The sequence below is a fragment of the Nocardia spumae genome (assembly GCF_020733635.1).
Lineage (GTDB): Bacteria > Actinomycetota > Actinomycetes > Mycobacteriales > Mycobacteriaceae > Nocardia > Nocardia spumae.
In genome coordinates this window covers 270,373-296,828 of record NZ_JAJFZL010000001.1, presented here as the reverse complement: position 1 = coordinate 296,828, position 26,456 = coordinate 270,373, and the positions used below count along the sequence as shown (strand labels likewise).

The following is a 26,456-nucleotide window of genomic DNA, read 5'->3' as shown; positions in this document are numbered from 1 at the left end:
GGAAAGAGTCTGCGGTATCGAGGTGAGGTGTTTCTCAGCCCGCGGTCCACATCCCCCCGATTACCCACCGGCGGGAATCGTAAACATATGTTCGTTGCGTAACGGGTGTGGTTTCGTGATCTTCCGGTTCCACGAATTCGCCCACCGCCCGCGCCGGCCCCGGCCTCCGACGCGCCGAGGATCCGGACAGCTCCCGATCGCGCGCCGAGCCGAAGTGCCCGGCAGCGCAACCGGATTCACTGCTGGCGATTCGCCCGAATTCGACGCGGATCCGCGATTTCGGCCCGCGCGGGGCCGATCTGGAGGATGCTGGGAGTGTGCTCGCAGCGGGGCCCCGGAGTCGGCTCGCCGGGCACAGTCGGGTTATCGCATGCAGGAACGAGGAGTCATGGCTGTTCATGTCATCGGGTCGTCGTTGATGACCAGCGAGCTATCGCCCCGCCGCGGGCGCGGTATCGGCCACGGCCACGGCCACGGCCACGGGCGCGGTATCGGCCACGGGCGCCGGGCGTCGGCCACCTGGTCCGACCGTATCCCGGCCGGACCACACGATCCACCCGCACCACCACGCCGCCGGTCGGCGCCGGGTGTGGCGGAGGTGACCACATGCAGCTGACCAATCTGCACGTGCCGGTCGCCGGCCTGCTGCAATGCGGCGTCGATCCCGGCATCATGACGGCCGAACAGGCACATGCCGCCATGCAACTCCATCTGGACTGCACCGTCGACACCTGCGTGGTCCGGCGCCGGGCGCGCGCGGTGCTGGTCGCCCAGGGCCGCTGCGTCCTCGACGATCGGGCCATCCCGTGACCGCGGTACCGGGCGGGGCCCGCGCCGCGGTCCGATTACCCGGGGCCGGTCCCCGGCACGCCGCACACCGGCGAACGCGGCGCGGCGCCGCCTATATCTCCGCCACACCACCGCCGCAGACCGGGGGCGCACATCGTGCTCGACATTCGCGCAGATCCCGGCCGGACCGCTACGACCGCACCGTCATCGCGATTGCGGGATGGATGCTGGCAGTCCGGATCTCCCTGGTCGGAGAGCATGTGATCGACGAGATGTAGCGGTATGCGCCGGACGCTCGGGGATGACGCCCGGCGCATTCACCCTCGATTACCCCCTCAGCACTGGACGGACGGGGGGTTGCGGGCCACGCTGAGCCACCTATCCTTCTTCGGTAACGGGCGGGGTCCGCGTGATCAAGGTTCCTGCACGAACGTGAGAGGAACCGTATGGCCCCCAAGCAGTACGCGGAGGTCGAACGCTGGCCCGAGAGTCCGGAGGACGAGTACTGGCCCGATGAGCCGGGCGCACCGGACGATCGCTGGAATCCGGCGCCACCGCCACTGCGCCGCCGGCCACCCGACGCCCGGGTCACGGAACCTGCGGAGGAACGCTGGGAAACCACGCAGAGCCGAAGACGGGTGCCGCCGGCCGAACCCGACGAGGACCGCTGGGACAGCACTCCCACTCGGCGCCGCACCGGACGACTGCGGGTCGAGGTGCCACCCATCGTCAATCCCTATGCCGTCATCGCCCTCGTCGCGGCGCTACTCGGATTGTTCCCGGTGGCGATCGTCTTCGGGTTGATCGCCTTCAGTCATCCACGCGGCCGTGTGATGGCGATGTCGGCGCTGCTGCTGGGCCTGGCCGAGGTGCTGATTCTCGCGGCGGCACTGGTGTTGTCCGGTGTCACCTTGCCGCACACCACATTACGTACCGTACCGGCGGCGCTGAGCACCGAGACCGCGGGCTCGCATACGGAGAGTACCCGGGTCGTGGTGCCGACCACCGCCGCGGCTGTGCCGCCGGCCACCGCGTCCCCCACCACGACCGCGGCGGCCGGCCCGGTCTCGGCGGCCAAGGGCGAGGTGTGTACCCAGACGCAGGCCGGACTGCTCGGCGCCGCCTCGGACGGCAGCACGCTGCTGTGCCTTCACGGCGCCGGCGGCTACCGATGGACCGGGCCCTATCAAGTGTCGACGGCGGTCTTCGAGGGCGGCGCCAAATGCGATCCCACCCTGGACAAGACCGCCCGGACCCCGGACGGCCACGCGCTGGTCTGCGAAGGGCAGGGACGCAACAGCATCTGGTCGCTCTGGGTCGAATAGTGGCCGCGAGCCGACGCCCGGGACGAGGGCGTACCGTCCCTCACAGCGAATGTCCCGCGACATACAGGAGGACCGCCCAATGGCTGAACGCGTTGCCGTCGTTTCCGGCGCAGCACGGGGTATCGGAGCCGCGATCGCGACCCGGCTGGCACAGGACGGGCTGAAGGTCGGCGTGCTCGATCTGGACGCGGCGCACTGCGCCGATACCGTCCGGGCGATCACCGAGGCCGGTGGCCGGGCGCTGGCGCTGGGAGCCGACGTCTCCGACGAGACCTCGGTGGCCGCCGCGGTGACCCAGCTGGCCGAGGAGCTCGGCCCGCCCACGGTACTCGTCAACAACGCCGGCATCCTGCGCGACAACCTGCTGTTCAAGATGAGTGTCGACGACTGGGACGCGGTGATGAACGTGCACCTGCGTGGCGCCTTCCTGATGAGCCGCGCGGTGCAGAAGTACATGGTGGACGCCAAGTGGGGTCGCATCGTGAACATGTCGAGCAGCTCGGCCCAGGGCAATCGGGGCCAGGTCAACTACTCCGCGGCCAAGGCCGGTCTGCAGGGTTTCACCAAAACGCTTGCGCTGGAACTCGGTAAGTTCGGCGTCACGGCCAATGCCATCGCCCCCGGTTTCATCGTCACCGATATGACCGCCGCGACGGCCGAGCGTGTGGGCGTGCCGTTCGAGGACTTCCAGAAGGCGGCCGCATCCCAGATTCCGGTACAGCGCGTCGGTCGCCCGGAGGATATCGCACATACCGCGTCCTTCCTCGTCAGTGAGGGTGCGGGCTTCGTTTCCGGCCAGGTCGTGTACGTGGCCGGCGGCCCGCTGGACTGAGCGGCGCACACCGCCGGCCCGGTAGCGTTTTCCGATATGAACCGACGTGCGGTTCGTCGGGCCACGACGAGTTGGGTGCTGCTGGCCCCGAGCCTGCTCGGGATCGGCGTGTTCCTCGTACTGCCGATAGTGCTGGTCGCGTTGCTGAGTCTGTACAGCTGGAATCTGCTCGGCCCGCTGGAGTTCGTCGGCCTGCGCAACTGGCGCTCGGTCCTGACCGATGGCGAGTTCGGTCACGCCCTGCTGGTGACCGCCGCGCTGACCCTGCTGGTGGTGCCGGCGCAGACGGTGCTCGGCTTCGTGGTCGCGGCGCTGGTGGTGCGGCGGCGGGCCAGTGGTGGATTTCGGATGTTGTTCGCGCTGCCGTGGATGTGCGCCCCGGTGGTGGTGGGTGTGATCTGGCGATGGCTGTTCGCACCCACCGACGGTGCGCTCAACGCCGTGCTCGGCCGGCGCATCGATTGGCTGGCCGAGCCCGCCCTCGCGCTGCCCTCGGTTGCGGCGGTGAGTATCTGGTCGAACTTCGGCTATGTGGCGTTGTTCTTCGTCGCGGGGCTGCGCGCGATTCCGGAGGAGATCCATGAGGCCGGCGCCCTGGACGGCGCCACCGGCTGGCGGCGGATTCGCTGGCTCACGCTGCCACTGCTGCGGCCCACCCTGTTCTTCGTGCTGGTGACCGGGACGATCACCGCATTCCAGACCTTCGACACGGTGTACGCGCTGACCAGAGGCGGACCGGGGGACAGCACGAATGTGGTGGCCATGCAGATCTTCTCGGAGGCCTTCGACGCCGCGCGGCCCGGACGAGCGGCGGTGATGTCGATCGTCGTCTGCGTGATCATGGTGATCATCACCGTGGCGCAGCATCGGTACTTCCGCGGCAGGGCCGGGCATGACTTCTGAACCACGGCACCGGCGTTCGGCCGCACTGCGGTCGGTGTCGGCCTATCTGCTGTTGCTCGCCGGCGCGATGTGCACGGTCGCGCCGCTGGTCCTGGGCGCTCTCACCGCCGTGAAGACGCCGGGACAGTTCGCGGCCGAATCGCCCCTGGCCCTGCCGGATCCGGTCACCGGGGACAATTTCCGCGACGTCTTCGCGCACGGTTTCGGCCGCGCGGCACTGGTGACCGCGCTGATGACGGTGTTCATCACCGCCGGCCAGTTGCTCACCTCGATCCTCGCCGCATATGCCTTCGCCTGCACCGAATTCCGCGGGCGTGATCTGCTGTTCTGGATCTATCTGGCCACCATGATGGTGCCGCCGATCGTCACGCTGATTCCGCTGTATCTGATGTTCGCCCGGCTCGGTTGGCTCAATACCTTCTGGGCCCTGATCCTGCCGTTCGTCTTCGGCTCGCCCTACGCGATCTTCCTGCTGCGCCAGTACTTTCGCGGCATACCGGGGGAGATGCTCGGCGCGGCCCGGCTCGACGGCGCGAATACGCTCGATATCCTCGTCCATGTCGTGGTGCCGATGAGCCGGCCCATCCTGGCGACCCTGATGGTGATCACCGTCGTGACCCAGTGGAACAGCTTCATGTGGCCGCTGGTGGCGGGCTCGGGCCGCTGGCAGGTACTGACGGTCGCGACCGCCGATCTGCAGACCCGCTACAACGAGCAGTGGACGCTGGTGATGGCGGCGACCACACTCGCCATCGTGCCGCTGGTGGTCCTGTTCGTGGTGTTCCAGCGGCAGGTGCTGCGATCTCTCGCGTGGACGGGGCTGAAATGACGCCGAAGACCTCCACCCTGGCCGTGCTGTCCGTGGTTCTCGGCGCGGTACTGCTGGTGACGGCGGCGTTGTGGCTGGGCCGTGAGAGCGAGCCGTCGGGCCGCACTGTGGTGCGGATGCGCATCTGGGACGACGGTTTCGTATCGGCCTATCGCGGGGCGCTCGACGAATTCCAGCGGGCCAACCCGGATGTGGAGGTGCGGGTCACGGTGGTGCCCTGGGCGTCCTACCAGCAGAAGCTGCGTTTGGACGTGGCCGGTGGCACCGCCGACGACCTGTTCTGGGCGAACACGTACACCGACTACGCCGATGCCGGGAAGCTCACCGATATCGGCGCGCTACTCGGCCCGGACGCGGTGCGGCAATGGGATCCGAGCGCGGTCGAACAGTACACCCGGCACGGAAAGCTCTGGGCGGTACCGCAGTTCGTCGACGGCGGCACCGTGGTCTACTACAACCGCGATTTGCTCGCCGCCGCCGGAGTGGATCCCTCGGAACTGGGCGAGCTGACCTGGAACCCGCACGGACCGGATACCTTCCGGCCGCTGCTGCGGCGGCTCGCCACGGCCGCACCGTGGGCGTACAACGCCGCCAACGACTTCCAATCCATCGAACTGCCCTATCTGGGTTCGGCCGGCGGTCGATTCCAGGACGGCGATCGCTACGTCTTCGACAGTCCACAGGGTGTGGATGCCTTCGGGTATCTCACGGGACTGATCGATGCCCAGCTCACACCACCGGCCGCCGATACCCGCACCGGCAGCGATTTCGCGAAGAATGCCTTCCTGCAAGGCAAGTTGGCACTGTTCCAATCCGGTAGTTTCACGCTGGCCCAGATCGCGGAGCAGGCCCGGTTCCGCTGGGGTATCGCGATGATTCCGGCGGGACCGGCGGGTCGGGTCAGTACGAACAACGCGATCGGAGTCGCCGCCAACGCGAACAGCGCTCATCCCGAGGCGGTTCGACGCGTGCTGTCCTGGCTGGGCAGCCCCGCGGGTAACCGCTATCTGGCCGCCGGCGGGCAGACCATTCCGGCCGTGGTGTCCGATCAGCAGGTGTACCGAGACCATTGGTCCGCCAAAGGAATCGATGTCGCGCCGTTCTTCGACGTGCTGCGCGGACGGCGGATCGAATCCGGTGGCGGTCCCGGCTTCACGGCCGCGCTGCGAGCCGTCGACGCGATCTTCGACGAGATGTTCCTGGGCCGGATCCCGGTGCCGGAGGCGCTGTCTCGGGCCCAGGCGGCCGCGGAGGCCGCGGCCCACAGCTGAGCGGGAGGCGGTCAGATCCGGCTGTGGTCGACCAGTGGTGTGCGCGGACCGAAGGCGGGTTTGCGGGCCTGCCCCGAGATCTCGAGCAACCGGATCGCGCGATACCGGTGCGGCCGCAGCGGTTCCAGATATTCGACCATCGCATCGTCGTCCAACGGGCGGCCCAACAGGGTCCAGCCGACAATCGCGGACAGATGGTAATCCCCGACCGACAGGGCATCGGCGTCACCGAACGCGCGCTGCGCGATCTCCGCGGCGGTCCACACCCCGATCCCCGGCACCGTGCGCAGCCGCCGGGTCGCCTCCGCGGCGTCCATCGTCGCGGCGGCCTCCAGGCTCGCCGCCGTCCGGGCCGCGGTGACGAGCGTGCGGGAGCGCTGCGGATCGACATTGGCCCGGTGATAGACCCAGGACGGGATATAGCGCCAGGTCTCCGCGCTCGGCGGCACCCGCATCGGCGCCGGCGTCGGCCCGGGCGCGGGATCGCCGTACCGCCACACCAGCTTTCGCCATGAGGCACGCGCCGAGACGGTGTGTACCCGCTGTTCGAGCACCGCGGGCGCCAGTGCCTCGAAGACCAGTCCGGTCCGGAGCATGCGCAGACCGGGATGTCGGCGATGCGCTTCGGCGATGCGCGGATGGTCGGGTGCGAAGTCGCTGATGTCCTCGTCCACACACAGCATCCGCGGCAGCTGATCGAGGAATTCCGCGGCGCCCGGGCCCCAGGCCCGCGCGGCGACCCCCTGCGGACCGGACTGGATGAGGCGATAGGTCACCGGACCGGTGGGCATGCGCGACGCTCGCCAGTGCGCGCCGTCGGAGGTGACCCGATGACAGGGGTCGCCGTGGCCGCGGCGCAGCGGGGCCAGGGTGGGCGCGAGAGCGATGGTCCGCGGCGCCACGAGCGTGCGTCCGATGCCCTCGCTGTGTCCTGTCACCGCACCATTGTGCGCCGCGCCCGCGGCGAGGTCGCCGAGACGGGTCCGGACGGATCGGAGCAAGCGGTCGGCCCCGAGGGGCCGTCCCGGCGGTGGGAAGGTACGCCCGTGCCGGGTGCCTAGTCTGGAAAACGGTCACGCGTGGCAGGGGCGCGGAATTCTATGGTCTACGTCACGCGGACGAGCGGTCATGTAACGATATGATTAAGCACGCCGATTTCGCTGAAGAATGGTTTCAACAGCAATCGTTCGGCAATGCCACGACGGAGGTATACATGCTTACCAACATTCTGAATTGGCTGCTCGCTGCATGGGGCGGGGTTTCCGCCGGCAGCTCGGGCTACCAGATTCCTCCGGGCACCCTGCCGTTCGGCAGCTGAGCTCCGGCTTCCACCTGCGCCCGCCGCATCGAGTGCGACGGGCGTGCATGGTGATCCATCGTCCGACTGGCCAATGTGTGAATCAGGGTTCGGTCAGATATTGAGCCAGGTGGCGACCGGATCGACCGCCCAGCTGTTCGGCCTGGGTACGGCACGAGAATCCGTCCGCCAGTAGCGGACTCGCCGGATCCGCCGCGCGCAACGCCGGCAATAATTCGCCCTCGGCGACGGCCACCGAAATGTCGTAATGCCCGGATTGCATTCCGAAGTTCCCAGCAAGTCCACAGCATCCGCTAATTTCGGTGATATCCGCGCCGGTTCGCCGCAACAGTCGCCGATCGGCGTCGAAACCCGTCACCGCGTGCTGGTGGCAATGCGGCTGCACCACCACGGTGTCACCCGTGCGATCGGGCGGCGACCAGTCCGGCAGTTCCTCGAGGAATTCGGCGAGGGTGCGTACTGCCCCGGCGGTGGGCGCCGAGCGGGGATCGTCGGGCAGCAGTTCGGTCAGATCGGACCGCAGCACCGCGGTGCACGACGGCTCCAGGCCGATCACCGGACCGCCCTGCCGAATATGGTCGTCCAACGCATCGAGTCCGGCACGCAGGCGTTTTCGCGCACCGCCGAGCTGTCCGGTGGTGATCCAGGTGAGACCGCAGCACACCCGGCGATCCGGGATGCGCACCCGATATCCCGCCGATTCGACGAGTTCCACCGCCGCCCAGGCGATTTCGGGCGCGAAGGCATCGGTGAAGCTGTCGATCCACAACATCACCACCGGGCGCCGCCCGGGCTGCGCCGCACCGCCGCGCCGGGCCCATTGCCGCCGGAACGAGCGCGGCGCCAGGCGCGGCGCCGGCCGCCGCGGATCCATTCCGGCCACGCGCATCCCCGCCCGGCGCAGGCGTTCGTGTCCGCCGATCGCGTTGACGATTCGCGGCATCGCCGTCCCAGCGGCCAGCCAGCGCGGTAGTTGCCCGAGGACGTAATGGTCGATCGGGCGCGGGCGGCCCCGGTACTTTCGATACAGCGTCTCGGATTTGTAGGTCGCCATATCGACACCGGCCGGGCAGTCGGAGGCACACGCGCGACAGGACAGGCACAGATCCAGCGACTGGGCGACGGCCTCGTCGCGCCAATCCAGCGCACCCCGCACCACCTCCTGCAGTACCCGGGCCCGGCCCCGGGTGCTGTCGCGCTCATCGGCCGTCGCGAGGTAGGACGGGCACATGAACCCGCCGGTGGCGCGGGTATCGGCCCGGCATTTTCCGACGCCGACGCAGCGGTGCACGGCCGTGCCGATATCACCGTCCGCGCCGAAGGCGAATCCACCCGCGTCCGGGACCGGACGCAGACCGGCGACCCGCAGGTGCGCGTCCACCGGTTCGGGGCGGACCAGCACTCCGGGGTTGAGAATCTCGTCCGGATCGAAAAGGCCCTTGAATTCGGCGAATACACGCAGCGCGGCGGGAGAATACATGCGCGACAGCAGTTCCGAACGGGCACGGCCGTCCCCGTGCTCACCGGACGCCGATCCGCCGTATCGAACCACCAGATCGGTGGCGTCGTAGAGGAAGTCGCGGAAACGCTCGGGCGCCCGGGCGATCGGCAGATCCAGCCGGACGTGGATACAACCGTCGCCGATATGGCCATAGAGCAGGCCGTCCACCCGATGGTCCCGCATCAGGCGGTCGAAATCGCGCAGATAGTCACCGAGGCGTTCGGGCGGGACCGCGGCGTCCTCCCAGCCGGGCCAGGCCGGTGCACCGGCGGGTGTGCGCCCGGCGAGCCCGGCGCCGTCGGCACGGATTCGCCAGAGCCGGGCCGCCGTCGCCGCATCGGTGACGATCCGGGTGTCGAGTGCGGCGCAGGCCCGGATCCCAGCCGCCGCGGCCTCGTAGGCGAGTTCCCCGGTGTCTCCAGCGAATTCGACGAAGAGCCACGCGCCACCGGCGGGCAATTCGGGCACCGGCCGACCGTGGGCGCGCACCACGTCCACCAGACGCGCGTCCAACCCCTCGACCGCGACCGGCCGTCCTGCCATCACCGCGTTCACATCGTCTGCGGCAGTGGGCATATCGGGATAGCCGAGGACCGCGAGAGCCGTCGCCCCGGGCAGCGGCACCAGCTCGACGGTCGCGTCGAGGACCAGACCGCAGGTTCCCTCGGAACCCACGAACGCCTGCGCGATCGACGAGCCGCGCTCCGGCGTGAGGTACTGCAGGCCGTAGCCGGAGGCCTGCCGGTCGAACCGGCCCACGTCGGTACGCAGCACCGCCAGATTGCGACCGGTGAACTCCGCCAGCCCGGGTACTGCCGACAGCTCGGTACCGAGGCGGCGTTCAGCGCCCGTACCGTCGAGTATGCGCAGTTCACGCACGGTATCGGAGGTGCGGCCCCAGGACACCGCACGGGGTCCGCAGGCATTGTTGCCGATCATTCCGCCGAGAGTGCAGCGATTCTGCGTCGAGGGATCCGGGCCCAATCGCACCCCGTGGCGGGCCGCTTCCCGCTGCAGCCGGGACAGGACGACACCCGGTTGCACCCGGGCCCGGTGGCCGTCGATCGACAGCACGGCGTTCATGTACCGGCTGAAGTCGAGCACCAGGCCCGGCCCGATCGCATTGCCCGCCACCGAGGTTCCGCCACCACGCGCGGTGACCGGAACCCCCTCCTCGCGGGCCGCGCGCAACGCCTGCGCGACATCGTCGTCACCGCGCGGGAAGACCACCGCCGCCGGCCGCACCCGATAGTTGGACGCGTCCGAGGAGTACTCCGCACGCCGCCGCTCGTCGGCATCGACCTCGCCATCGATCCGGCCGCGCAGGTCCCGCACCCAGGAGTCGGTCATATCGCCAGCGTAGAACGCCGCGCTACCGCTCGGTTCAGGACGGGATCAGCACGATCTTGCCCAGACCGTGCCCGGACTCGCTCTCGGTCTGGGCCGCGGCGGCCGCGGCGAGCGGATACGTCCGGGCGGGGCCGGGCAGGCGGAACTCCCCGGCGGCGACCAGTCGCGCGACCTTCTCCACCACATCCAGCCCGTCCTTGCCCTGCCGGGAGAAGAACGCGACGCCCTTCTCGGCGGCGGCGCCGTCGGCGATGGTGATGACGCGCTCGGTGCCGCCGCGCAATTCGATTGCCGCGTCGAGGAATCCGTGTCCGGCGCAGTCGTACACCGCGTCGATGCCGTGCGGAGCCAGGGCCCGTACCCGGTCGGCCACTCCGGAGCCGTAGGTGGTCGGCGCCGCGCCGAGTGAGCGCACCAGCTCCTGATTGGCGGCCGACGCGGTGCCGATGACCGTGGCGCCGAAGGACCGGGCCAACTGCACCACGAACGATCCGACCGCACCGGAGGCCCCGTTCACCAGCAGCGTCTCTCCCGCCTTGATGTCGAGTTCGGCCAGACCACCACCGGCGGTGTTGGCGGCGACCGGAATCGCGGCCGCATCGGGAAAGGACAGGCCCGCGGGCTTGCCCACCAGCGGACCGCCGAGGGCGTAGTCGGCGTAACCGCCGCCCAGAGACCAGCCCAGCACCTCGTCCCCGGGCCGGAACGGGGCGTCGGGTCCGGCCGCGTCGACCACGCCGGCGATCTCGAATCCGGCACGACGGGGGAAGGCGCCCGGGCCGGGCATCAGACCGGCGCGCATCTTCCAGTCGGCCGGGTTGACCCCGGCCGCCCGGATCACGACCCGGACCTGGCCCGCCTCGGGCACCGGAATCGGGACCTCCACCTGTTCCAGCACCTCGGGCCCGCCCACGCGGTCGTATTGGATCGCTGTCATTCGATCGTTCGATGCCATGCTCACGACCCTAGGCCGGGTGGTCGCGGCACCGGCCGCGGCAGTGCGCGAGTCCTGGCAGAGAGGCCGGATTTCGCCCGTGGCGAACCGGGACTACTTGCTCTCAACCTTTGTTGAGGTCTTAATGTCGGTGGCTCGGAGTTGAATGGGGCTCCGACAGCGGAAGGAGATGCGGATGAGCATCGAATCGGTCGCGTGGAGTCAGCTGTACCGGCAGGCACATGCACCCCAGCAGCGGCGCGCTCTGCGTCGCGAGACGGCCGCGCGCATTCTGCGATTCGCTCGACCGCATCGCGCCCAGCTCATCGGGTTCCTGGTGTTCAGCATCGTGTCCGCCCTGCTCACCGTCGCGAATCCAGTCCTGGCCGGGCGCGTGGTCAACGACATCGTCGGACATGCCGCACCGCGTTCGGTTCTGACCCTCGCGGCGGTGATCGCGCTGGTGGCCGTCCTGGACGCGGCCCTGGGCATCGTCATCCGGTGGTTGTCGGCACGGATCGGGGAGGGATTGATCCTCGATCTGCGCACCGCGGTATTCGATCATGTCCAGCGGATGCCGGTCGCATTCTTCACCCGCACTCGTACCGGCGCGCTGGTCAGCCGGCTCAACAACGATGTGATCGGGGCGCAGCGCGCGTTCAGCACCACCCTGTCCGGCGTGGTGACCAATATCGTGACGCTGGTGCTCACCGTGGCGGTGATGGCCCGGCTGTCCTGGCAGATCACCCTGCTGGCACTGATCCTGTTGCCGCTGTTCATGCTTCCCGCGCGCCGGATGGGCACGCGGATCGCGAGTATTCAACGTGAGGCGGCTCAGCTCAACGCCTCGATGAGTACCCAGATGACCGAGCGCTTCTCCGCACCGGGCGCCACCCTGGTGAAACTGTTCGGACGCCCGGACCAGGAGTCGGCCGAATTCTTCGTGCGCGCCGGCCGGGTGCGCGATATCGGCGTGCGGACGGCGATGCTGCAGACGGTCTTCGTCACCGCGCTCACGCTGGTGTCGGCCTTGGCCGTGGCCCTGGTCTACGGACTGGGCGGCTGGTACGCGCTGCGCGGACAGCTCGACGCCGGCGCGGTGGTCGCGCTCTCGCTGCTGCTGACCCGGCTCTACACCCCATTGACCGCGCTGGCCAGCGCCCGAGTGGACATCATGTCGGCGCTGGTGAGTTTCGAGCGGGTCTTCGAAATCCTCGACCTGAAGCCGCTGATCGAGGACGCGCCGGACGCGGTCGAGGTGCCGGCGGGACCGGTCTCGGTGGAATTCGACGGCGTGGACTTCTCCTACCCGTCGGCGGACAAGGTGTCGCTGGCCTCGCTGGAGGATGTGTCCACTCTCGATCATCGGGGTGGTTCCACGGTGCTGCACGATATCTCGCTGCACGCCGAGCCGGGACGGATGATCGCTCTGGTCGGCTCGTCGGGCGCCGGTAAATCCACCATCGCGCAACTGGTTTCCCGGCTCTACGACGTGGACAGCGGTGCGGTGCGGCTCAACGGCGTCGATGTGCGCGACCTGAGCACCCGCTCCATTCAGGACACCGTCGGCCTGGTCACCCAGGACGGCCATCTGTTCCACGACACCATCCGCGCCAATCTGCTGCTGGCTCGGCCGCAGGCCGGTGAGGAGGAACTGTGGGATGCCTTGGAGCGGGCGCGGTTACGCGCCGTGATCGACCAACTGCCCGACGGTTTGGACACGGTGGTCGGTGAGCGCGGATACCGGCTGTCCGGCGGTGAGCGGCAACGGCTGACCATCGCTCGATTGCTGCTCAAGCAGCCGCGGGTGGTGATCCTCGACGAGGCCACCGCCTCCCTGGACTCCACGTCGGAGGCCGCGGTGCAGGAAGCCCTGACCGAGGCATTGGATGGGCGTACGGCGTTGGTGATCGCGCACCGGCTGTCCACGATTCGCAATGCCGACGAGATTCTGGTCGTCGAGGACGGGCGCATCGTCGAGCGGGGCGGCCACGCGGAGTTGCTCGGCGCGCAGGGACGCTACGCCGAGCTGTACCGCACCCAGTTCGCCGATGACGCGGCGGTCGTGGCGGCCTAGGGTCCGCGGGCGGCGAGGTCGAGCAGACCTCGCCGCCCGGCAGCGGAATCCGGTGTCACAGTTCGGCCGGAACTCCTTCCGGCACCTCGGTATCGGCCGTCCGCACGGACCGTTCGACCGATCGGCTCAGAAACACCGGTCCCAACGCCACCACACCGAGCAGTGCCCCGATCCACGCCACCGCCGGATAACCCATACCGCCGCCGATCGCCAGGCCGCCCAGCCAGGGGCCCAGCGTGATTCCCACATTGAACGACATCACATTGCCCGCAGCGCCCAGTGTGCCGGAACCGGGAGCCAGCCCGAACACCCGGCTGTTCAACACCGGATTCGTCCCGAAACCGAACGCTCCCAGCAGAAATGCCGATACCACCACCGCCGGCCAGTAGTGTGCGGTAGACGCGAGCAGTACCGAACTGAGCACCAGCCCCGAGAGTCCGATCACGAGATTGCGGGTCGGATGGGCGTCGGCGCTACGCCCACCGACGGCGATCCCGACCAATGAGCCGAATCCGTAGATGCCGAGAATCACCGGAACCCAGCTGTCGCCCACGCCGGTGGTCTCGGTCAGCAACGCGCCGAGATAACCGAAGGTGACCAGCAGTGCCGCCGTCGCCACCATGGTCGTCCCGTACAGCAGGGCAACCGGTCCGGTAGCCAACGCGCGCAGTTCTTTTCGCACCGATGTGACCTCGCCGGCCCGCTGATTCGGCACCGCCACCACGACCGCGATCAATACCAGGGCGCAGACGGCGGCCACTGCCCAGAACGCCGCGCGCCAGCCGAGTTGCTGGCCGATGAAGGTACCGGCCGGCAGGCCCAGAATGGTCGCGACGGTGAGACCGCCCGCCATCACACTCATCGCACGCCCGCGCGCGGTCGCCGGCACCAGCCCGATCACGGTGGCCGAGGCCACCGCCCAGAATCCCGCGTAGACGAAGGCGCCCACCACGCGGGTCGCGATCAGGATCCGGTAATCGGAGGTCAGCGCCGCGAGTGCATGGGTGACGATGAAGATCGCGAGAAAGGCCGTCAGGGCGGCGCGACGCGACCAGCACGTGGTGACGATCGCCGAAATCGGTGCGCCGATGAGCATTCCGACGGCGAACGCCGAGATCAACAGTCCCGCTTGCGGAACCGATACGCCGAGATCAGCGGACATCTCGGTGAGCAGACCCGACAACATCATCTCCGAGGTGCCCTGGGCGAAGATCGCCAGGCCCAATATGTATACCGCCGAGGGCATATCGTTTCCTTCCAATTTGGAACGGTCAGTTCAAAATGAGGGCGCGGTTCGGCCGCGGACGGCGTCGACAGCGGCCGACGACGCGGACAGAGGCCGGGCGCGCTAGGACATCAGAGACATCGCAGCGCGGTCTCGGCGATACCTCGCAGCGTTTCCCGCGTAGCGCCACCCCGGGCCGCCACCCGCATCCCGCCGATGGTCGCGATGACGAATTGCGTGAGATCGGCCGGATCGGCCCGGTCGTCGATATCGCCGGCGGACTGCCCGGCACGGACGACCGCGACCAGGGCAGCCGTGCGGCGATCCAGATCCGCACGCAGCAAGGCGGCGACCCCCGGATCGCGCGGCGCCATCTCGACAGTGGTGTTCACCACGAGACATCCCAGCGGATCGGCTTCGGGCGCGTCGACCACGCGCCACAGCACCGCGCGAATCTTGTCACGCGCGGTGTCCGGGCCGTCGAGCAGCGCGAAGGTGTCGGAGTTCTTGGACTCCATGTACTTTCGCAACGCACGCTCGAACAGATCGCGCTTACTACTGAAGGTGTTGTAGATGCTCGAACGGCCCAAACCTGTTGCCGCACAAAGGTCCTGGGTGGACGTGCCCTCGTAACCGGAACTCCAGAACGCCCGCATCGCCGCATCGACCGCGTCGGATTCTTCGAACTGCTTGGGTCGGGCCATGGAGCGACGGTAGCACATTTTGGATAGATCAGTACAGAATCGCCGCCGACGATCACCACGCGGTGGAGGCATGGTGATCGACCGGGATCAGAACTCGCCGGCGACAGCGAGAACGGTGCGACCGGAATGCTGTCCGCTTCGGATGGCATGCAGGACGGATTCGGCGGCGGTGACCGGGGCGATGTGCTCGAGCGCGGACAGATGTCCCGGCTTCAGATCCTTGCCCAGCCGTGCCCACAGTGCGCGGCGCTGTTCGATCGGGAAGTTCACCGAGTCGATACCCAGCAGGCTGACGCCACGCAGGATGAAGGGCATCACGGTGGTGGGCAATTCGGTGCCGCCGGTGAGACCGCTCACGGCCACCGAGCCGCCGTAGCGGATGGTGCTGAGGATGTGTGCCAGGGACTTCCCACCGACACTGTCCACCGCGGCCGACCATTGCGCCTTGCCCAGCGGGCGAGGTTTCGCATCGGGATCCTCCGGCAGGCGGCCGATGACCGCGGCGGCGCCCAGCGTCGACAACAGATCCCCGGCATCGGTCTTTCCGGTGGAGGCGGTGACCTCGAAACCGAGACCCGACAGGATATCGACCGCGACACTGCCGACACCACCGGTCGCGCCCGTCACCAGCACGGGGCCGTCCGCGGGTGTCAGCCCCCGATCCAGCAGCGCCTGCACACTCATGGCGGCGGTGAATCCGGCAGTGCCCAGCGCGGCGGCCTCACGGGTGCTGACTCCCTCGAGTTTCACCACCCACTCGGCGGGCACCCGGGCGTATTCGGCGTATCCACCGTTGTGCGCGACACCGATCTCGTAGCCGTGCGCGACGACCTCGTCACCGACCGCGAACGCGGGATCCTCCGAGGCGATCACCTCACCGGTGAGATCGATCCCCGGGATGATCGGGTAATTGCGCACCACACCGCCGCGCGGGGTGATGGCCAGCCCGTCTTTGAAGTTCGCACTCGAGTAGTGCACCTTGATCGTCACCGCGCCCGGGCCGAGGAAATCCTCGCCGACCTCCTCACGAGCCAGTGTGACGCCGTTCTCGGTCTCATGCGCAACCATCGCCTGGAACTGCATGCGTTCGAGCATAGGTGCCATCGATGCCCCGCGGCTATGGCGAAGATGATCTACGCACCCCGTGCCCGAGCCGGCCCCCACCGGCCGATCTCACCGCTCGAAGGCCGCGACGCCGACCGGCCCGACGCCGACGCAGACGTCCAGACCCGGTGTGCGCGAACCGATTCGCAGGACCTCACCGCTGCCCACCACGTGCACGAAGACGGTATGCACGCCCGCCCGCACCGGAGCGATCACCGGAGCGCCGTGTTCCATGGCGACCGTGATCCGGCCGTCCCGATCGGCGAAGTAGTTGATCTGCGCGGTCCAGCCGTGCTCGAGCATCGGACCGTCCAGCCACAACGCCATCGGCTGCGGGCCATCGATGCGATATCCGCACCCCGGCTCGGGCCCCGCGAGGATGCGACGGTTCCACCACACCGACGCGTCCACCAGCTCACCCTCGTCGGTGAGCATCCGCAGCCGCTCGGTGGCGACTCCGAACGCGTCCGGCCCGGCGATCGGCCCGAGGACCTGTGCCGCGAGATTCTGCGGATAGGTCATCGGGGTCAGGATCTCCCACGGCACCTCCTGCTCGAGCAGCGGTGCGCCGCCGGGCTCCGCGAATGCCGCTCGGGCGTTGGTGAGATAGGTGCGAGTCGGGCTCACCTGCCACGACCGGGTGAACGACACCGTGGTCCACATACTGCTGACGACGAACGCCACGATCAGCGCCACCGCGACCCGGCCGGGCCGGCGCGGCCACCTCGCCGATCGGTTCCCGCGCGGCGGGGCAGCCAGCAGTAGTGCGACCGCGGCGGCGAGCACCACCGCGACATCCGCCAGATAACGCAGCGATTGCATCAATTCCGCGGCCGTATTGGGCCCACCCCGGACCAGCACGATCGGAAGTTGCACGGCCAGTACGTATCCGGCCACCAGCAGCCACACCGGCAACACCCGGCGGCGCGTCCGCAGCGACAGCAGCACGACCAGTCCGACCAGCAGCCACGCGGGAACGACGGTCCATCCGGGAGGTGTGGCCCAGGGCGTCGACGGCAGCCAGCGCGCCCATACCCACGGCCCGCCCAACAGCGTCGGGACGATACCGAGCGACGTGGCGCTGTGCAGCAGCCGGCGCGTCCCCGCCAGACTCGTATCGAGCGCGGTGTGGTCGGCCAGGGTCAGATAGACCGCCACCCAGGCCGCCAGGATCGCCACCGAACCCAGCCACAGCCCCGCGCCCGCACGGGCGACCGACCGCACCGCCGCCGGACCACTGCACTCGGGTTCGCCCGTCGGCGGGCGCAGATACCGATCCAGCACCGCGACGGCGAAGGCGACGAACGGCACCACCACGGCCTTCTCGAAGAAGAGCAGACCCACGATCAACACCAGCACACCGGAGACGGCATAGCGCCCACGTCCGGTGCGCACCAGCAACACCGCGTCCGCGATCACCCAGGCCAGCGCGAACTGCAGCGGCAGCGCGTTCAACGACGCCGCCCACCACGCGAACGCCGGCAACGTCAGCGGACAGAACAGATAGCCGATCAGCGGGACCAGCACGACCCACCGCGGGGTCTGCCCGGGTCGCGCCGGGATCAGCACCAGCAGCATCCGCACCACCGCGATCGACGCGGCCAGCTGCAGGATCAGCATGGTGACCACCGGCCCGGCCCACTGCAGCGGCGCGATCTTCGTCACCACCCAGGCGGTGACGAAGGCCAGCGGCATGAAATGGCCGTCGTGGTCGTACAGCAGCAGGTCCGCCGACCACAGCGGATAGCGGTCCGCGCGGCCCACCAGGATGAGATCGTCCCAATAGAAGTAGCCCCGACCGGCCACCCGGCCGCGAAGCGCGATCTGCGCGACGACCAGCAGCGACGCCACCAGCAGGATCGACGACGAGCGGTGCGCGAACGACCGCGCGGCGCCGGTGGACCGGTCGCGCTGCGACGGATCCACCGCACTGTCGGCCACCGTCCGGGCGGTGATCACCCGGCCACCCGCGATCCTCGGGTGAGGCCGGGCGCGGAGAACATGACATCCCACCCTAGTGGCCACTGCGTCGCGGGCGGCGAGTCAGGAGGTCATTCGAAGGACGGTGCGCGTTTGCCGAGGAATGCGGCGATACCCTCGGCGCCGTCGGGGGAGTCGGCACAGGCGGCGATGAAGGCGGCCTCCCGCGCGGTCTGTTCCTCGAGCGTATGCGAGGAGCTGACCAGCAGCAGCTTCTTGACACTGGCATTGGAGTGCCGCGGTCCCGCCGCGAACTCCGCGACCAGTTCGTCGACGGCGGAGGCGAGCTCGGCATCGGGCACCACCCGGTGCAGCAGCCCCCAGTCCAGTGCGTCGGCGGCCGACAGCGTGCGGTTGGTGAACATCAGTTCCTGGGTGCGGCGCAGTCCGATCAGTCGCGGCAGGTAGTAGGAGGCGCCGCCGTCGGGGCTGAGTCCGGCCCGGGTGTAGGCCATGGTGAAGGCCGCGGATTCGCCCGCGAGCACCAGATCACCGGCCATCGCCAGGCTGAATCCGGCACCGGCGGCCACACCGTTGACCGCGACGATCAGCAGCGCGTCCATCCGGGCGAAGGAGGACAGCGCCTCGTGCAGATCGTCGGCCAGACCCTTGACGTACGCTCCGGCGCCACCGTCCTGGGCGGCCATCGCCTTGAGATCACCGCCGGCGGAGAAGAACTTGCCCGCGCCGGTCAGCACAACCGCCTTCAGAGCGGGATCGTCCACACACTGCCCCGCGATCTCGGCCAGTTCCCGGCCGAGGACGTGGTCGATACCGTTGGCGGCCTTGGGCCGGTTCAGGGTGATCCGGGCGACGGGGCCGGTCCGCTCGAAGGTGATCGTCTCGTACTCGCTCATGGGCTGCCTTTCGCTCGAGTCTGCGGGCCCAGCATGACAAACCGCCGCACGCCGTGCGACGCCGCCACCACCCAGGCATATCCGGCATCCGGGAACGGAAACGCCGGGCCGGTCATTGCGGAACGAGTTCGAGTCGTACCCCGAGCAGCCGGACCGGCCGATCGAGTTCGAAACGGTCGACGATCTCGAGGGCGACCGCCACGATCGCCTCGGCCTCGATCGTCGGTTCGGGCAGCTTCTTCTGCTTGGTACGGGTGTAGAAGGTGTTGGTACGCACGGTAACTCCCACCCGCACCCCGACCCGCCCCGCCGCGGCCATCTCCGCGGCGACCTCGCGGGCCAGTCGCGCCACCTGCGCCCGGACCTCCGCCCGCTCGGTGAGATCGTGCGGAAAGGTCTCGGATTTGCTGCGTCCCACCGGAATCCGGGGTTCGGTCACGACGTCGGTATCGCCCGCCCCGTGGCCCAGCACCCACAGGTAGGGACCCGTCGACGGGCCGAATTCCGCGGCCAGCACCCGGCGATCGGAAGCCGCCAGTTCGGCGACGGTGTTGATCCCCAGTGCCGACATCCGCTGTGCGATGCGCGTACCGATACCCCACAGCGCACTGGTCGGCCGATGTGCCATCAGCTCGTCCCAGTTCTCGGCGGTGAGCCGGAATATCCCGGCGCCTGGATGGGCGACGGCGACGGAATCGTTCCGGACATCCTCGTCCGTAACGGTATTCGGCTCCTCCCGCACACCCTTACCGACGGCCTTGGCGAATCCGGTGGCGAGCTTCGCGCGAAGTTTGTTGTCGCCGATGCCGATCGAGCAGGTGAGCCCCAACTCCGCTACGGCACGTCGGATCTCGCGGGCGAGCGCCTCCGGATCGTCGGTATCGGCGGCGAGAAAGGCCTCGTCCCAGCCCAGCACCTCGACCCGCACCGGGAAGCGCCGCAACACCTCCATCACGTCGTCGGAGGCCTCCTCGTAGGTCGTCATATCCAGCGGCAGGAAGACTCCCTCCGGACATTTGCGGAGTGCGGTGCGCAAGGGCATCCCGGCTCGCACGCCGAACGCCCGCGCCGGATACGACGCACAGGTCACGACTTTGCGAGGTTCGTTCGGATCACCGTTTCCGCCGACGATCACCTGCTGCCCGCGCAGCTCGGGATGACGGCGGAACTCCACCGCCGCCTGGAATTGGTCGAGGTCGACGTGTAACAGCCACCTGGCCACAGGTCCGTTCTTACCGCACCGGACCGACACCCGAGCGAACTTTCCCGGGCGCGCCTTGCACCCCTCGAAAAACAGAACTAAATTCTGGATATGAAGATTCGAGATCGGTTACTGCTCGCCGCCGAGCGGCAGTTCGCCGAACAGGGGGCGCTCGAAGCGACACTGAGCCGAATCCGGGAGGACGCCGGAGCCAGCGTCGGCGCGCTGTATCACCACTTCCCGGACAAGGCGGATCTGTACCGGCAGGTGTGGGCCCATGCGCTGGCCGACTATCAACAGTGTTTCTGGGCGAGCGTCGCCGACAGCGCCGATGCCCGGGAAGGAGTAGTCGCGGGGGTCACGGAGCACCTGCGCTGGGTCACCGACAACCGGTACCGCGCAACCATTCTCATGTCACCCCGGCCGCCCGGGGTGCGCGACAGCGACAGCAACCGCGACTTCCTGGTGTCGGTGGCGCGCTGGTGGCGTACCCACGCCCGCTACGGCGCGGTCCGCGACCTCGACTTCGACCTGCTGTACGCACTGTGGCTCGGCCCCGCCCAGGAGTACTCCCGGCAGTGGGTCGGCGGCGGTGTCACCGCGGCGCCGATCGATGTCGCGGAGGTGTTGGCGACGGCGGCGTGGACGACGCTGCGCCACGACGGACGCGCGTGACGACTTCTCGACCACCGAAGGCGGTACCCATGGATATTTCGACCCAGGACCGGGCGCGGGACGAACTCACCCTCGAGCAGGCGCGTGCGGTGCTGGCGGCGCAGCCGTTCGCCCGGCACGTCGGCACCGAGATCACCGAATTCGGAGGCGGTGTGGCGACATTGGTGGTCGGGCTACGGCCCGAGCATGCCCAGCAGTTCGGATTCGTCCACGGCGGCGTGCTGGCCTATCTGGCCGATAACGCGCTCACCTTCGCCGCCGGATCGGCCCTCGGCCCGAATGTGCTGACCGGGGGTTTCAGCATCACCTACCTGCGCCCGGCGCAGGGCGCGCGGTTACGCGCGCGGGCCGCCGTCACCGACGCCACCCGCCGCCAAGCCGTCACCCGCTGTGAGATCTATTGCGACACCGATGATTCCAGCACGCTGTGCGCATTGGCCCAGGGCACTGTCCGCACCGTCGACCGCACCGTGCGTGGCAACCGGCTGAGCCCTGTCCGCGATCGCACACCGGGGCGTCCCGGACCGGAGCACCGACCGTAGGATTTCGGCATCACGATCATAAGGATGAGCCGATGACCGACCCCTCGGACCGCCACCCGGACATCGCCCCCCAGAGCCCGGCACCCGCGGTACGCATCACCGACCACGAACGCGCCCAGGTGGCCCGCCAGCTACAACTGGCCCTCGGCGACGGCTCGCTCGATCTCGGCGAACTCGACCAGCGTCTGGCCGCCGTCTACGCCGCGCGCACCCGGGCGGATCTCGCGGCCGTGACCGCCGATCTGCCGGTGGCCGCCGCGACCGAACCCCTGGTGCTGAGCACCATCGCCGGGTCCATCCGCAAGGACGGCCAATGGGTCGCGCCCGCGGAGATCACCGCGACCGCGGCCTCCGGTTCGGTGCGACTCGACTTCTCCGAGGCGATCTGCCCGCATCCGGTCGTGGAACTGCACATCGGAATCGGCTCCGGCAGTGTCCGATTGACGGTTCCGCACGGCTGGCGAGTGGACCTCGACCGGGTGGCCCTGGCCAGCGGCCGCACGAAGAACAAGGTCACCGAGCCGCCGCTGCCCGGATATCCGACCCTGCGCGTCGACGGTTCGATCGGCTCCGGATCCATCCGCGCCCGCTATTCGAAACCGCCACGCCGCTCATTTCTGTCCTGGCTGCTGCGACGGTAAGGGCCGTACCCCTCGGGATACGGCCCTTCGGTCCGCGATCAGGCGGTCGCCGCGAACGCCTGGCCGGCGTAGGCCGGTTCGGCCACCGGTTCGATGGCGTAGGCCAGGATGTCGGCCACGTCGGCGACGGGGCGAACATCCAGGGCGGCCAGCACCTCCGCCGGGACCTCATCCAGATCCGGCTCGTTGCGGGCCGGAATGAACACGGTCTTCAGCCCGGCGCGCTGTGCGGCGAGCAGCTTCTGCTTCACGCCGCCGATCGGCAACACCCGTCCGTTCAGCGTGACCTCACCGGTCATACCGACATCGGCGCGCACCTGCCGATCCAGTGCCAGCGACACCAAGGCGGTGACCATGGTGACACCCGCGGACGGTCCGTCCTTGGGCACGGCGCCGGCCGGGAAGTGGATGTGGATATTGCGATCCAGCACCTTCGGCTCGATCCCGATCTCCTCCAGATGCGAGCGGACGTAGGTCAGCGCGATCTGTGCGGACTCCTTCATGACGTCGCCCAGCTGACCGGTCAGGGTCAGCGAACGCTCGCCCTCGGCGGCGTTGGCCTCGATGTAGAGGACATCACCACCGGCGCCGGTCACCGCCAATCCGGTCGCCACACCGGGGACCGAGGTGCGCTCGACCGAATCGGGGGTGAACCGCGGACGACCCAGGTAGTCCTTCAGATCGCCCAGACCGATGGTCAGCGACTCGGAAACCGCTGCGACATCGGACTTCTCGCGTCCGGAGCCATAACCCAGCGCGGGGTCGTAGCCCAGGTCGACGACGGTGGCATCACCGGTCGCGGCACCGAGTTCGTCTTGCGACAGCCGAGTTGCCGCCTTGCGCAGCGCCTTCGCGAGCAGCCGCTCCAGCTGGCGCACACCGGCTTCCCGGGTGTAGTTCGCCGCGATCTCCCGCAGTGCCTCGTCGGTGAACGAAACCTCCTCGGCGGTCAGCGCATTGCGCTCCAGCTGCCGGGGCACGAGGAAGTCACGAGCGATCGCGACCTTGTCGTCCTCGGTGTAGCCGTCGACGGTGATCAGCTCCATGCGGTCCAGCAGCGGGCCGGGAATGGTCTCCATGACATTCGCGGTCGCGATGAACAGCACATCGGACAGGTCCAGATCCAGATCCAGGTAGTGGTCGCGGAAGGTGTGGTTCTGCGCGGGGTCCAGCACCTCCAGCAGCGCGGCCGCCGGATCGCCCCGGAAGTCCGAGCCCACCTTGTCGATCTCGTCCAGCAGGACCACGGGATTCATCGAACCCGCCTCCTTGATCGCACGGACGATCCGGCCGGGCAGGGCGCCGACGTAGGTGCGGCGGTGACCGCGGATCTCGGCCTCGTCGCGCACACCGCCCAGGGCGACACGCACGAACTTGCGGCCCAGGGCACGAGCCACGCTCTCACCGAGCGAGGTCTTACCCACGCCGGGAGGGCCGGCCAGCACCATCACGGCGCCGGATCCGCGACCGCCGACGACCTCGAGACCGCGGGCGGCCCGCCGGGCGCGCACGGCCAGGTACTCGACCATGCGGTCCTTCACCTCGTCCAAGCCGTGGTGATCGGCGTCCAGGACGGCACGCGCGGCCGACACATCGGTGCTGTCGGTGGTTTTCACACTCCACGGCAGATCCAGCACGGTGTCGAGCCAGGTCCGGATCCAGCCCGATTCCGGGCTCTGATCGCTGCTGTGCTCGAGCCGGTCGACCTCGCGTAGCGCCGCCTCGCGGACATTGCCGGGCAGGTCCGCGTTCTCGACGCGGGTGCGGTAGTCGTCGGCGCCGTCGGGCTCGCCTTCGCCCAGCTCCTTGCGAATCGCGTTGAGCTGCTGGCGCAACAGGAATTCGCGCTGCGACTTCTCGAGCCCCTCGCGCACATCCTCGCTGATCTTCTCGGTGACCTCGGCCTCGGCGATGTGGTCCTTGGTCCAGCCGATCAGGGTGGTCAAACGGGCCGCGACATCGGGGGTGTCGAGCAGTTCACGCTTCTGCTCATCGGTCAGATACGGCGCGTAGCCGGCGGTATCGGCCAAGGCCGACGGGTCGGTCAGCCGGTTCACCATATCGATGACCTGCCAGGCCTCACGACGCTGCAGGACCGAGACGACCAGCTGCTTGTATTCGGCGGCCAGTTCCTTCGTCGCGGCATCGGGCGCGGGGGTGTCGACCGGTTCGGCCTCGACCCACAGCGCGGCGCCGGGTCCGGTGACACCGTGCCCGATCTTGGCGCGGCGTTCGGCGCGCAACACCGCGGCCGCGGCGCCACCGCGCATCCGGCCGACCTGTTCGATGGTCGCGATCACACCGTAGGCGGCGTAACCCTCGTCCAAGCGCGGCGCCAGCAGCACGGAATCCGAGTTCGCGGCCCGCGCGGCGTCGATGGCCGCCTGCGCCGATTCGTCGAGTTCGATCGGGACGACCATGCCCGGCAACACGACCGGGTCGGTCAGGAACAGCACCGGTAGACGTTGTGGGGTACTCACAGTTCTAGCCCCTTCCAAAGCATGCCCCGGATCCTTCGGTTTCTTCGCCTCCAGGGTTGAGCGTTACCTACTCAACTGCGAGCCCGTCCGAGTTGTTCCACCCCCACGTTCACCGGCAGCGAACGACGGAGCACGGCAGACAGCCAGGCCGTTCGACAGGAGATCACCGAACTCAACTATCGACCTGCGCGCTTCCGAGACGCAGGTAACAGGCCGATTCGGTACGGTTTCGACGAATACGCCCACCTATGTGCAGCGAGGTGCTCGATGCTCATCCGATTCGAGGTCGAGAATTTCCGCTCGATACTCGCGCCCGCAGAGCTGTCCATGGTGGCGGTGGACGAGCGACCCGAAGTGCGTGGCTATCCGAAAATTGGGGGTTTCCCTCGTGCCGGTCGCAGCCATCTTCGGGCCCAATGCCTCGGGGAAATCCAACGTGCTCGCAGCGCTGGCCTGGCTTCGAATGGCAGTTCAGAGCTCCCTGCACAGGTGGGATGAGGGCATCCCACCAAGCCAGTCGCGCGAGTATTGGTGCGCATGCCGGTCACGGAACAATCCACATCGAGTGGAACGACGCGGCGCCACACCATCTGAGCCGCCGCGTATTCGCCCACCGTTCACCCGGACGAGTGAGGTACCTCGCGCCGGCGGTACTCACCCACGGAGAATCCGTCCGGATCGGTATGCACGCCGAAGAATCGCCGGGTGGTGGCGTCCGCGGGCAGGTACGCCTCGACCGCGATTTCACCCAGCGCGATGTCGAAGGCCGCACCGAAGGTGGTGACGGTGTTGACGAAACACAGTTCGACTCCGCGGTGTTCGAGCCGGATGTGCAGTGCGACGTCGGCCGGGTCCGGTGCGGGATGGGCCGGCTCGAGACCGGCCAACTCCTCGTACAGTTCGTGCAGGTACGGATCTCCGCTGCTGTCGGCCTGATGGGCGAGGCGCGGCAACAGAAAGGCGCGAACCTGCGCCGGATTGCGCAACCGCGACATCAGTCCGTTCGGATGTAATCCCAGTCGCATCATATTGATCGGCGGTCGCAGCAGATCCGGCGCGGCTCGATCCAGGAACACCCGCACCGCGCTGTTGGCGAGGAGCAGGTTCCACCGCCTGTCCACGGCCAGCGCCGGATAGGGCTCATGTGCGAGCAGCACCTGCTGGACCGTCTCGCGAGCTCGCGCCAGATCCGGATCATCGAGCGGTCGGTCGTGGAACACCGGCGCGTATCCCGCGGCGACGAGCAACCGATTGCGTTCGCGCAGTGGCACATCCAGCCGGTCGGCCAGATGCAGCACCATCGCGCTGCTCGGCAATGTCCGGCCGGTCTCCACGAAGCTGATGTGCCGGGCCGACACATCGGCCTCGATCGCCAGGTCCAGTTGACTGAGGTTGCGGCGATGCCGCCACTCACGCAGCAGCCGTCCGACCGGGCGATCCGTACTCATCCGGACAGTGTGGGCGCACTACCCGAACGGGCGCTATTACATCCGATGTAATCGACAACCTCCGCGCGCACCACCGAGAGTCGGTCCATGACTGAGAACCGCAACCTGGTCGTCGACGGCTTCCGTGAATTCGCGGCCGGCAACACCGATATCCTGCGCGAACTGCTGCATGAGAACTTCATCGAGCACAGCCCGGGCAACCCCAGCGGTCGCGACGCGTTCATCGAGTTCATCGCCACCGCACCGGTCGCGGGGGCGCACCTCGACCTGAAGCGCGTGGTGGCCGAGGGCGATCTGGTCGTGCTGCACTACCACCTGGACTCGCCGGGCGATTCACGCGGCCTCGCCGTCGTCGATATCTGGCGGGTGGCGGACGGACAGATCGTGGAGCACTGGGATGTGGTGCAGCCGGTACCGGAACCCGCGCTGACGCCGCATGGGATGTTCTGAGCGACGATGTGGCGGCCCCG

24 protein-coding genes are annotated in these 26,456 nt (G+C 68.5%); 13 read left to right on the top strand and 11 right to left on the bottom strand.

The window, feature by feature from the left end; genetic code table 11:
• Positions 1 to 388: 388 nt before the first annotated feature.
• The 7 genes from LKD76_RS01320 to LKD76_RS01290 all read left to right on the top strand — a co-directional run bounded on the left by LKD76_RS01320 (position 389) and on the right by LKD76_RS01290 (position 5,949).
• Entirely contained in the window at positions 389 to 616 is a 228-nt protein-coding gene (locus tag LKD76_RS01320) for a hypothetical protein (protein WP_227979075.1), read from the top strand.
• Positions 607 to 810 carry a hypothetical protein gene (locus LKD76_RS01315; protein WP_227979074.1) on the top strand — a complete coding sequence of 68 codons (204 nt, stop codon included), beginning with the start codon at positions 607 to 609 and terminating at the stop codon, positions 808 to 810. The genes LKD76_RS01320 and LKD76_RS01315 overlap by 10 nt, the downstream gene beginning before the upstream one ends.
• A gap of 425 nt (positions 811 to 1,235) precedes the next feature.
• The gene (locus tag LKD76_RS01310; RefSeq protein ID WP_227979073.1) at positions 1,236 to 2,114 is read left to right on the top strand and encodes a DUF4190 domain-containing protein; all 879 of its coding nucleotides are present in this window, start codon (positions 1,236 to 1,238) and stop codon (positions 2,112 to 2,114) included.
• 79 nt (positions 2,115 to 2,193) lie between these two features.
• Positions 2,194 to 2,946 carry a 3-oxoacyl-ACP reductase FabG gene (gene fabG / locus LKD76_RS01305; RefSeq protein WP_227979072.1) on the top strand — a complete coding sequence of 251 codons (753 nt, stop codon included), beginning with the start codon at positions 2,194 to 2,196 and terminating at the stop codon, positions 2,944 to 2,946.
• A 36-nt stretch (positions 2,947 to 2,982) separates the two neighbouring features.
• Positions 2,983 to 3,849, top strand: a complete 867-nt coding sequence (locus LKD76_RS01300) for a carbohydrate ABC transporter permease (RefSeq protein WP_227979071.1) — start codon at positions 2,983 to 2,985, stop codon at positions 3,847 to 3,849.
• On the top strand, positions 3,839 to 4,678 hold the full coding sequence (locus tag LKD76_RS01295; protein ID WP_227979070.1) for a carbohydrate ABC transporter permease: 840 nt from the start codon (positions 3,839 to 3,841) through the stop codon (positions 4,676 to 4,678). The genes LKD76_RS01300 and LKD76_RS01295 overlap by 11 nt, the downstream gene beginning before the upstream one ends.
• Positions 4,675 to 5,949: an ABC transporter substrate-binding protein gene (locus tag LKD76_RS01290; protein ID WP_227985044.1), complete on the top strand. Its 1,275-nt coding sequence runs from the start codon at positions 4,675 to 4,677 to the stop codon at positions 5,947 to 5,949. Before LKD76_RS01295 ends, LKD76_RS01290 begins: the two co-directional genes overlap by 4 nt.
• A gap of 11 nt (positions 5,950 to 5,960) precedes the next feature.
• On the opposite strand, the gene LKD76_RS01285 is transcribed toward LKD76_RS01290, so the two are convergent.
• A complete protein-coding gene (locus LKD76_RS01285) occupies positions 5,961 to 6,887 on the bottom strand; it encodes a DNA-3-methyladenine glycosylase family protein (protein ID WP_227979069.1) in 927 nt (308 codons plus the stop codon).
• A 200-nt stretch (positions 6,888 to 7,087) separates the two neighbouring features.
• Here LKD76_RS01285 and LKD76_RS01280 point away from each other — a divergent pair, with 200 nt between their 5' ends.
• Positions 7,088 to 7,267, top strand: coding sequence for a hypothetical protein (locus LKD76_RS01280; RefSeq protein WP_227979068.1), 180 nt, complete (start codon positions 7,088 to 7,090; stop codon positions 7,265 to 7,267).
• Between the two features lie 82 nt (positions 7,268 to 7,349).
• On the opposite strand, the gene LKD76_RS01275 is transcribed toward LKD76_RS01280, so the two are convergent.
• Both LKD76_RS01275 and LKD76_RS01270 read right to left on the bottom strand, forming a co-directional pair.
• Positions 7,350 to 10,118: an FAD-binding and (Fe-S)-binding domain-containing protein gene (locus LKD76_RS01275; protein ID WP_227979067.1), complete on the bottom strand. Its 2,769-nt coding sequence runs from the start codon at positions 10,116 to 10,118 to the stop codon at positions 7,350 to 7,352.
• 34 nt (positions 10,119 to 10,152) lie between these two features.
• Positions 10,153 to 11,073: an NADP-dependent oxidoreductase gene (locus LKD76_RS01270; protein WP_227979066.1), complete on the bottom strand. Its 921-nt coding sequence runs from the start codon at positions 11,071 to 11,073 to the stop codon at positions 10,153 to 10,155.
• Between the two features lie 175 nt (positions 11,074 to 11,248).
• On the opposite strand from LKD76_RS01270, the gene LKD76_RS01265 reads away from it, so the two are divergent.
• Positions 11,249 to 13,129 carry an ABC transporter ATP-binding protein gene (locus LKD76_RS01265; RefSeq protein ID WP_227979065.1) on the top strand — a complete coding sequence of 627 codons (1,881 nt, stop codon included), beginning with the start codon at positions 11,249 to 11,251 and terminating at the stop codon, positions 13,127 to 13,129.
• 55 nt (positions 13,130 to 13,184) lie between these two features.
• Here LKD76_RS01265 and LKD76_RS01260 read toward each other — a convergent pair whose 3' ends face one another.
• The 6 genes from LKD76_RS01260 to LKD76_RS01235 all read right to left on the bottom strand — a co-directional run bounded on the left by LKD76_RS01260 (position 13,185) and on the right by LKD76_RS01235 (position 20,221).
• Positions 13,185 to 14,375, bottom strand: coding sequence for a Cmx/CmrA family chloramphenicol efflux MFS transporter (locus LKD76_RS01260; protein WP_227979064.1), 1,191 nt, complete (start codon positions 14,373 to 14,375; stop codon positions 13,185 to 13,187).
• Between the two features lie 110 nt (positions 14,376 to 14,485).
• Positions 14,486 to 15,058, bottom strand: coding sequence for a TetR/AcrR family transcriptional regulator (locus tag LKD76_RS01255; protein WP_227979063.1), 573 nt, complete (start codon positions 15,056 to 15,058; stop codon positions 14,486 to 14,488).
• A gap of 87 nt (positions 15,059 to 15,145) precedes the next feature.
• A complete protein-coding gene (locus LKD76_RS01250) occupies positions 15,146 to 16,141 on the bottom strand; it encodes an oxidoreductase (RefSeq protein ID WP_227979062.1) in 996 nt (331 codons plus the stop codon).
• A gap of 90 nt (positions 16,142 to 16,231) precedes the next feature.
• The gene (locus LKD76_RS01245; protein WP_227979061.1) at positions 16,232 to 18,121 is read right to left on the bottom strand and encodes a hypothetical protein; all 1,890 of its coding nucleotides are present in this window, start codon (positions 18,119 to 18,121) and stop codon (positions 16,232 to 16,234) included.
• A gap of 92 nt (positions 18,122 to 18,213) precedes the next feature.
• Positions 18,214 to 18,999, bottom strand: a complete 786-nt coding sequence (locus tag LKD76_RS01240) for an enoyl-CoA hydratase/isomerase family protein (RefSeq protein ID WP_227979060.1) — start codon at positions 18,997 to 18,999, stop codon at positions 18,214 to 18,216.
• Positions 19,000 to 19,111: 112 nt separating this feature from the next.
• Positions 19,112 to 20,221 (bottom strand): DNA polymerase IV, encoded by a 1,110-nt coding sequence (locus LKD76_RS01235; RefSeq protein ID WP_227979059.1) that lies wholly within the window; start codon positions 20,219 to 20,221, stop codon positions 19,112 to 19,114.
• 90 nt (positions 20,222 to 20,311) lie between these two features.
• On the opposite strand from LKD76_RS01235, the gene LKD76_RS01230 reads away from it, so the two are divergent.
• The 3 genes from LKD76_RS01230 to LKD76_RS01220 are packed head-to-tail and all read left to right on the top strand — an operon-like array spanning position 20,312 to position 22,058.
• On the top strand, positions 20,312 to 20,875 hold the full coding sequence (locus LKD76_RS01230) for a TetR/AcrR family transcriptional regulator (protein ID WP_227979058.1): 564 nt from the start codon (positions 20,312 to 20,314) through the stop codon (positions 20,873 to 20,875).
• Positions 20,876 to 20,904: 29 nt separating this feature from the next.
• On the top strand, positions 20,905 to 21,417 hold the full coding sequence (locus LKD76_RS01225; RefSeq protein ID WP_227979057.1) for a PaaI family thioesterase: 513 nt from the start codon (positions 20,905 to 20,907) through the stop codon (positions 21,415 to 21,417).
• 32 nt (positions 21,418 to 21,449) lie between these two features.
• The gene (locus LKD76_RS01220) at positions 21,450 to 22,058 is read left to right on the top strand and encodes a DUF1707 SHOCT-like domain-containing protein (protein ID WP_227979056.1); all 609 of its coding nucleotides are present in this window, start codon (positions 21,450 to 21,452) and stop codon (positions 22,056 to 22,058) included.
• A 38-nt stretch (positions 22,059 to 22,096) separates the two neighbouring features.
• Here the strand turns inward: LKD76_RS01220 and lon are convergent, their stop codons facing one another.
• Both lon and LKD76_RS01210 read right to left on the bottom strand, forming a co-directional pair.
• Positions 22,097 to 24,478: an endopeptidase La gene (lon, locus tag LKD76_RS01215; RefSeq protein ID WP_372465962.1), complete on the bottom strand. Its 2,382-nt coding sequence runs from the start codon at positions 24,476 to 24,478 to the stop codon at positions 22,097 to 22,099.
• 677 nt (positions 24,479 to 25,155) lie between these two features.
• Positions 25,156 to 25,986 carry a helix-turn-helix domain-containing protein gene (locus tag LKD76_RS01210; protein ID WP_227979054.1) on the bottom strand — a complete coding sequence of 277 codons (831 nt, stop codon included), beginning with the start codon at positions 25,984 to 25,986 and terminating at the stop codon, positions 25,156 to 25,158.
• Between the two features lie 87 nt (positions 25,987 to 26,073).
• On the opposite strand from LKD76_RS01210, the gene LKD76_RS01205 reads away from it, so the two are divergent.
• Complete coding sequence (locus LKD76_RS01205) at positions 26,074 to 26,436, top strand: nuclear transport factor 2 family protein (RefSeq protein WP_227979053.1); 363 nt, start codon at positions 26,074 to 26,076, stop codon at positions 26,434 to 26,436.
• The last annotated feature ends 20 nt before the right edge of the window (positions 26,437 to 26,456 follow it).

Excerpts from the sequence above, each read along its gene's own strand:
- LKD76_RS01320 (WP_227979075.1), top strand. The coding sequence starts at position 389 with ATGGCTGTTCATGTCATCGGGTCGTCGTTGATGACCAGCGAGCTATCG.
- LKD76_RS01270 (WP_227979066.1), bottom strand. The coding sequence starts at position 11,073 with ATGGCATCGAACGATCGAATGACAGCGATCCAATACGACCGCGTGGGC.
- LKD76_RS01280 (WP_227979068.1), top strand. The coding sequence starts at position 7,088 with ATGATTAAGCACGCCGATTTCGCTGAAGAATGGTTTCAACAGCAATCG.
- LKD76_RS01240 (WP_227979060.1), bottom strand. The coding sequence starts at position 18,999 with ATGAGCGAGTACGAGACGATCACCTTCGAGCGGACCGGCCCCGTCGCC.
- LKD76_RS01230 (WP_227979058.1), top strand. The coding sequence starts at position 20,312 with ATGAAGATTCGAGATCGGTTACTGCTCGCCGCCGAGCGGCAGTTCGCC.
- LKD76_RS01275 (WP_227979067.1), bottom strand. The coding sequence starts at position 10,118 with ATGACCGACTCCTGGGTGCGGGACCTGCGCGGCCGGATCGATGGCGAG.
- lon (WP_372465962.1), bottom strand. The coding sequence starts at position 24,478 with ATGGTCGTCCCGATCGAACTCGACGAATCGGCGCAGGCGGCCATCGAC.
- LKD76_RS01210 (WP_227979054.1), bottom strand. The coding sequence starts at position 25,986 with ATGAGTACGGATCGCCCGGTCGGACGGCTGCTGCGTGAGTGGCGGCAT.
- LKD76_RS01225 (WP_227979057.1), top strand. The coding sequence starts at position 20,905 with ATGGATATTTCGACCCAGGACCGGGCGCGGGACGAACTCACCCTCGAG.
- LKD76_RS01295 (WP_227979070.1), top strand. The coding sequence starts at position 3,839 with ATGACTTCTGAACCACGGCACCGGCGTTCGGCCGCACTGCGGTCGGTG.
- LKD76_RS01310 (WP_227979073.1), top strand. The coding sequence starts at position 1,236 with ATGGCCCCCAAGCAGTACGCGGAGGTCGAACGCTGGCCCGAGAGTCCG.
- LKD76_RS01300 (WP_227979071.1), top strand. The coding sequence starts at position 2,983 with ATGAACCGACGTGCGGTTCGTCGGGCCACGACGAGTTGGGTGCTGCTG.
- LKD76_RS01250 (WP_227979062.1), bottom strand. The coding sequence starts at position 16,141 with ATGCAGTTCCAGGCGATGGTTGCGCATGAGACCGAGAACGGCGTCACA.
- fabG (WP_227979072.1), top strand. The coding sequence starts at position 2,194 with ATGGCTGAACGCGTTGCCGTCGTTTCCGGCGCAGCACGGGGTATCGGA.
- LKD76_RS01255 (WP_227979063.1), bottom strand. The coding sequence starts at position 15,058 with ATGGCCCGACCCAAGCAGTTCGAAGAATCCGACGCGGTCGATGCGGCG.
- LKD76_RS01265 (WP_227979065.1), top strand. The coding sequence starts at position 11,249 with ATGAGCATCGAATCGGTCGCGTGGAGTCAGCTGTACCGGCAGGCACAT.
- LKD76_RS01220 (WP_227979056.1), top strand. The coding sequence starts at position 21,450 with ATGACCGACCCCTCGGACCGCCACCCGGACATCGCCCCCCAGAGCCCG.
- LKD76_RS01315 (WP_227979074.1), top strand. The coding sequence starts at position 607 with ATGCAGCTGACCAATCTGCACGTGCCGGTCGCCGGCCTGCTGCAATGC.
- LKD76_RS01290 (WP_227985044.1), top strand. The coding sequence starts at position 4,675 with ATGACGCCGAAGACCTCCACCCTGGCCGTGCTGTCCGTGGTTCTCGGC.
- LKD76_RS01260 (WP_227979064.1), bottom strand. The coding sequence starts at position 14,375 with ATGCCCTCGGCGGTATACATATTGGGCCTGGCGATCTTCGCCCAGGGC.
- LKD76_RS01205 (WP_227979053.1), top strand. The coding sequence starts at position 26,074 with ATGACTGAGAACCGCAACCTGGTCGTCGACGGCTTCCGTGAATTCGCG.